The sequence below is a fragment of the Protofrankia sp. Cas8 genome (assembly GCF_963555845.1).
Classification (GTDB): Bacteria; Actinomycetota; Actinomycetes; order Frankiales; family Frankiaceae; genus Protofrankia.
In genome coordinates this window covers 2,012-7,733 of sequence record NZ_CAUVXI010000255.1, presented here as the reverse complement: position 1 = coordinate 7,733, position 5,722 = coordinate 2,012, and the positions used below count along the sequence as shown (strand labels likewise).

The 5,722-nt window shown below is 67.5% G+C and carries 5 protein-coding genes and 2 pseudogenes; 5 read left to right on the top strand and 2 right to left on the bottom strand.

The annotated features are described in order from the left end of the window. From U9977_RS24335 to U9977_RS24320, 4 genes and pseudogenes are all read left to right on the top strand, one after another. Positions 1–956, top strand: a pseudogene (locus U9977_RS24335) (WD40 repeat domain-containing protein); the annotation flags it as partial. 107 nt (positions 957–1,063) lie between these two features. Then, entirely contained in the window at positions 1,064–1,720 is a 657-nt protein-coding gene (locus U9977_RS24330; RefSeq protein ID WP_322751609.1) for a response regulator transcription factor, read from the top strand. Next, on the top strand, positions 1,717–3,114 hold the full coding sequence (locus U9977_RS24325) for a HAMP domain-containing sensor histidine kinase (protein ID WP_322751608.1): 1,398 nt from the start codon (positions 1,717–1,719) through the stop codon (positions 3,112–3,114). The genes U9977_RS24330 and U9977_RS24325 overlap by 4 nt, the downstream gene beginning before the upstream one ends. A 61-nt stretch (positions 3,115–3,175) precedes the next feature. After that, positions 3,176–4,531, top strand: coding sequence for a hypothetical protein (locus U9977_RS24320; RefSeq protein ID WP_322751607.1), 1,356 nt, complete (start codon positions 3,176–3,178; stop codon positions 4,529–4,531). Positions 4,532–4,549: 18 nt separating this feature from the next. Here the strand turns inward: U9977_RS24320 and U9977_RS24315 are convergent, their stop codons facing one another. After that, positions 4,550–5,260, bottom strand: a complete 711-nt coding sequence (locus U9977_RS24315) for a 3'(2'),5'-bisphosphate nucleotidase CysQ (RefSeq protein WP_322751611.1) — start codon at positions 5,258–5,260, stop codon at positions 4,550–4,552. A gap of 67 nt (positions 5,261–5,327) precedes the next feature. Beyond that, positions 5,328–5,441 (bottom strand): annotated as a pseudogene (locus U9977_RS27265) (sulfate adenylyltransferase small subunit); the annotation flags it as partial. Between the two features lie 18 nt (positions 5,442–5,459). On the opposite strand from U9977_RS27265, the gene U9977_RS27260 reads away from it, so the two are divergent. Continuing rightward, positions 5,460–5,657, top strand: coding sequence for a hypothetical protein (locus U9977_RS27260; RefSeq protein WP_416210766.1), 198 nt, complete (start codon positions 5,460–5,462; stop codon positions 5,655–5,657). Positions 5,658–5,722: the final 65 nt, after the last annotated feature.

The following is a 5,722-nucleotide window of genomic DNA, read 5'->3' as shown; positions in this document are numbered from 1 at the left end:
CCGTACATCCCGACCGTATCGCGACCATCGGACACGACGGGGGTGCCGCAAACGCAGTGGCATTCAGGCCAGACGGACGTATCCTCGCGGCCGGTTATGATGACAGAACATTTTCTCTGTGGGATGTCACCAACCCGACGGGCCCTATCCTGGCCGGGTCCTTCAGCCAGCCCGGTGGAGCGGTGCGGTCGGTCGCGTTCAGTCCAGACGGTCGCATTCTGGCGGCCGGCCATAGTGACCTGGTGACTTCTCTGTGGGATGTTAGCAACCCTTCCCGTGCCGTTCACATAGTGGACCTTCCCGACCACAACGGCGCCGTGGAGTCGGTGGCCTTCAGTCCGAACGGACGGCTCCTCGCTGTCGGCAATGGCATCTTCATTCTCTGGGACGTCAGCGACCCGGCTCGCCCGATCCGTTTGGCCAGTCTGACCTCCCATACCGAACTACCGGTATATTCTGTTGCTTTTCGTCCCGACGGACATGTCGTCGCCACAGCGAGTGCCGACCGGACGGTCATTCTGTGGGACGTCAGCGACCCCGTTCATGTCACCGAGATCGCATCCCCCCTCACCAGGCACGCCGGCCCCGTGTTGGCAGTGGCGTTCAGTCCGGATGGGCAGACCCTTGCCACAGCCAGTTACGACAAGACGGTGGTCTTGTGGAACGTCACAGACCCTGCTCATCCGAGGCCCACAGGCACAATCGCCGGTCACACCGAGCCGACGACATCTGTCGCCTTCGGCGGCGATGGGCACCTGCTCGCCGTGGCGAGTGCTGACAAAACCGTGACTCTCTGGAACGTCACCGACCGGACTCACCCGAAGCGCGAGGCGACGCTGACCGGCCACACCGGACCAGTACTTTCGGTTGCATTCAATTCGACTGGACGGACGTTGGCGACTGCCGGCGGTGATCAGACCGTGCAGGTGTGGCAGATGGGTGGAAGTCCACCCTGACCTAAGGCCGGAGTGGTGTGCTGCGCTTGGCCGGGGTCTGACCAGGGGGACGGTGACATGCCGCGGCTGGCGCCCTAGGCATACTGGCGGCTGTGGAGGGATCGCGGGTGCTGGTCGTGGAGGACGACCCGGCGTTGCGCGGCGTCCTGGCCCGCGGTCTGCGTGAGCAGGGCGCGGTCGTGACCGCGGTGGCCGACGGGTCGTCCGCTCTGTCACGGTTCACCGACGACGGCGGTTTCGACGTGGTCGTGATGGACGTGGGCCTGCCGGATTCCGATGGCCGGGACGTGTGCCAGGCCCTGCGGGCGCGTGGTGTGTACGTCCCGGTGCTGTTCCTCACCGCACGGGGGAATGTCACCGACCTCGTTTCGGGTTTCGCGGCCGGCGGTGACGAGTACGTTGCGAAACCGTTCCACTTCGCTGAGCTCGTGGCCCGGTTGGGGGGGCTGCTGAAGCGGGCCCGGTCCTCGCCGGTCTCGGTGCCTGACGGCCTGCGCCTGGACCCGCGCGGCCATGCACTGGCCGCCGCGACCACAAGCGTGCGCCTGACCCCGACGGAGTACCGGGTCCTTGCCCGGTTGATGGCGTCGCCCGGCGTGGTGGTGAGACGGCGGGAGCTGGTGGGCGCAGGTTGGCCCGAAGGGGCGATCGTCCACGACAACACCCTGGACCAGTACGTCGCGAAGCTTCGCCGCAAGCTGGCGCTGGTGGACGGTTCGCAGGCGATCACGACCGTCCATGGCATCGGGTACCAGTTCACGTGAGAAGGCCCTCGACGCTGCGGGGCCGGATCGCGGCGGTGGCGGTTGTGGCCACCGCCGGCTGGCTCGCGGTGCTGACCGTGGCGTTCAATGCCGCGCTCGGTGCGCAGCTGCGGCAGCAGGCCGACACCGTGCTACGGACCCGGGCAGAGGCTGTCGCCAGCACCGTCGAGATCGTCACCAGCGGCGCGGTCTCCGTCCATGACGTACGTGACGACAGCGCGATCGATACCGGGACGTGGATCTTCGCGGGTGGCCGGCCGGTGGAGCAGCCACCCGGCGGGGCCGCGTTACTGGGCCAGGCCAGTGCCCTGACTGGCATAGGCGAGCGGACGGTGACGACGGGTGACGCCTCCCCGGTCCGGCTGTTCGCACTACCGGTGACGTCGCAGGGCCAGCAGGCGGCCACCGTCGTCGTCAGCCTGTCGCTGGCCCCCTACCGACAGACCGAGAAGATCGCCGACGTCGGCAGCGTGCTGCTGGCCCTGCTGCTGCTCGGCGGCGTATTCCTGGTGGTACAGGTCAGCACCGACCGGGCGTTGCGCCCGGTCGAGGAGATGACCGAGCAGGCAGGCCGGTGGAGCGCGGATGCCGCCGACCACCGGTTTGGAGCCGCGCCCCGACCGGCCGAACTCGACCGGCTCGCCGCGACGCTCGACGGTCTCCTGGACCGGGTCAGCGCGGTTCTGCGCCACGAGCAGGCCTTCAGCGATCACCTGTCGCACGAGCTGCGCACCCCGCTGGCCGCCATGGTCGCCGAGATCAGCCTGCTGCAGAGCCGGCCGCGCGAAGCGGCCGAGTTCGACCGGGCGCTGCCCCCGATCGCCGACGCGGCGAACCGGATGACGGTCATCCTCGACACCCTCATGGCCGCCGCCCGCACGAGCGCCGGTGGACTGCCCGACCGGTGCGACGTCGGCGAGGTGGTGCACGGCCTTGCCGAGCGGTGGAGCGCCCCGCCAGAGCTGGTGGTGTCGGTACCCGCCGGCACGCTCACGGGGATGGATGCCGGCCTGCTCGAGCGGATGTTGTCGCCGGTTCTGGACAACGCCCGCCGCTACGCACACACCCAGGTACACGTGGTGGCACGGGTCGTCGCCGGCCAGGTCTGCATCGACATCCGCGACGACGGGCCCGGGCTCGGCGCCGACACGGCGGCGCACCTGTTCGAGCCGGGCTGGCGCGCGGACCCACACGACGGCCACGACGGGGCGGGGCTCGGACTGGCGCTGGTCCACCGCCTCGCGGCCGCTGCCGGCGGCAGCGTACGGGCCTTCGACGGCGCGACCGGCGGGCCCGGCGGGCCCGGCGCGACTGTCGGGTCCGGCGCGACTGTCGGGTCCGGCGCGACTGTCGGGTCCGGCGCGACTGTCGAACTGTCGCTGCCCGGGGCGTGACACGCCGCTGACCGCCGACGTGGTCAGGATTTGTTCAGGCCTCCTGGGCCACCGTGGCAGCATGACGACTCCCACGCGCCTCGCGGTGCCCAGCCACCGCTCCCCGGCATCGTTGCGGGGCCGGCCGATGCTCAGCAAAGTTCCAGAAGTCACCGTCTACTTCTGGATCATCAAAGTGCTCTGTACGACCGTCGGTGAATCGGCCGCCGACTTTCTCAACGTCAACCTGAACCTTGGCCTGACCGGCACGTCCGTCATCACCGGCGTCCTGCTCGTCGTCGCTCTGATCGTCCAGTTCCGCGCGGATCGGTACGTACCGAGCAGGTACTGGCTGACGGTGGCGCTCGTCAGCGTCTTCGGCACATTGGTGACCGACAACCTCACGGACAGCGTCGGCGTGCCACTCGAAACAAGCACCCTGATCTTCGGCGTTCTTCTTGTTCTCGCCTTCCTCGCGTGGTATCTGACCGAGAAGACGCTCTCCATTCATTCCATCCTGACCAGACGACGAGAAGCGTTCTACTGGCTGACGATTCTCGTCACCTTCGCGCTCGGCACGGCAACCGGCGATCTCATGGCCGAGGTGCTGGGGATCGGCTACCTGATGACGGGAGTCATCGTGGTATCGCTGATCGCCGTCCTTGCGATTGGGTGGCGATTCGGACTCAACCCGGTTCTCTCCTTCTGGATCATCTACATCATGACCCGCCCGCTTGGAGCGTCGATCGGCGACTACCTGTCTCAGTCACCGAGCGAGGGCGGACTCGGTCTGGGTGCGACGGTAACGAGCCTCATCTTTACGGTCGGTATTCTCGGCATCGTCGCTTATTTCTCGCTGACGAAAGCCGATGTCATCGCGAGTGCGCCTGCCCTCGACCCTGACGAGGCCATGGAACGAGGAGGCCTGTGGCAAACCGTCGTCGTCGTGGCGCTTATCCTCGTCGCCGCAGGGACAGGATACTCCGTGCGCAAGTCCGCGCTTCAAAATGACACGTCAGACTCGGGTACCGTCGCGCAGTCGGTCCCCGCTGGAAGCCAGCCGTCAGGAGAGGCGATTCCCGGCGGAAGCCAGGGGGCCCAGGCGATACCCGGCGGAAGCCAGGGAGCGCAGGCGATACCCGGCGGAAGCCAGCCAGTGCAGGTCTCGCCCCTCGGCGACCTCTCGAAGTTCCGAAAAATCACACAGGACACGCTGGATCTCCTGAACTCCGGCAACCAGTCTGGTGCCACGGCCCGCATCGCCGATCTCGAAACCGAGTGGGACAAGGGCGAGGCGCGTCTGAAACCGAAGGACAAAGCTACCTGGACCAAGATCGATGGAAAAATCGATACGGTGCTGCGCGCGCTCCGGGCAACGAGCCCCAACCCGGACGGAGAGAAGACCGCGCTAAGCGCATTGCTCACGACACTCGGCTGAGCCTTTCCGTGTGACGATTCATCGCAGTAATGCGTTCAACACGACGCCGGCCAGTTCCGGGCGGCAGACGAGCAGGTCCGGTAGGTAGGGGTTGGGTTGGTTGTAGTGCAGGGGTGAGCCGTCGAGCCTGGAGACGTGCAGCCCGGCGGCCGCGGCGACGGCGACGGGCGCACATGAGTCCCACTCGTACTGCCCACCGGAATGGGCGTAGACGTCGGCCTGTCCACGGATGACGGCCATCGCCTTCGCGCCCGCCGAGCCCATCGGGACCAGCGTCGCGTCCAGGCATGCGACGAGGGGGTCGACCCAGGCCGGCGGGCGCGTCCGGGAGACGGCGAGACGGATCGGGCCAGGCGACGCCGGCGCGACGGTCAACGGCGATCCGGTGTGCAGCACGAGGTCGGCGCCGGGCAACGCGACCGCTCCGACCGTGGGACGCCCGTGCACGGCGAGCGCGACGTGGACCGCCCAGTCCGCCCGCGGCGGCTCGCCGTACTCGCGCGTCCCGTCGAGCGGATCGATGATCCAGACACGATCACGGGTGAGGCGGACGGCGTCGTCCGCCGCTTCCTCGGACAGGACGGCGTCGTCGGGACGTGCTTCGGCCAGCAGCCGCAGCAGCAGCTCGTTCGAGCGCCGGTCCCCCACGGCGCCACCCTGCGCGCGGATGTCGAGCAGGAGAGCCCCGGCCCGGGACGCGAGCGTGGCGGCGAGGGTGTGGTCGTCCATGACGTCGGCGGTGAGGAGGTCGTTGGTCGCGTGCGCCATCAGAAGTGCTCCTCCTCCTTATTCCTTCGCCATCGGGCTTTTCCTTCACCATCGGGCCGGACGAGTCGTAGTCGATCACCCGGCCCTGGCGCTCCGAGCTGGTCAGCAGGTAGCAGCCCAGCGTCCGGAAGCGAACCCACTTCAGTAATGTGCTGATCACATGCTTAGCATCGCGCCGCCGACCGGTCAAGCGCGCACGCAACGTCAGCAAGCGCCCCCGCTGGACGCCACGAAGGCGGGCATCAAACCCGCCCTCGTGCACTTCTACTTCCGCACGATGGACGATCTGTTCCTGGCCGTGTTCCGACACGGCGCGCAGGCGAATCTTAGAGCGCCCGGCAACAAAACAGACTCTTAGCTTGATTTTTAAGTGCGCCACGAGCGCTGAAGGGAAGGGTGATGGGTAGGTAAACCTTACCTTCA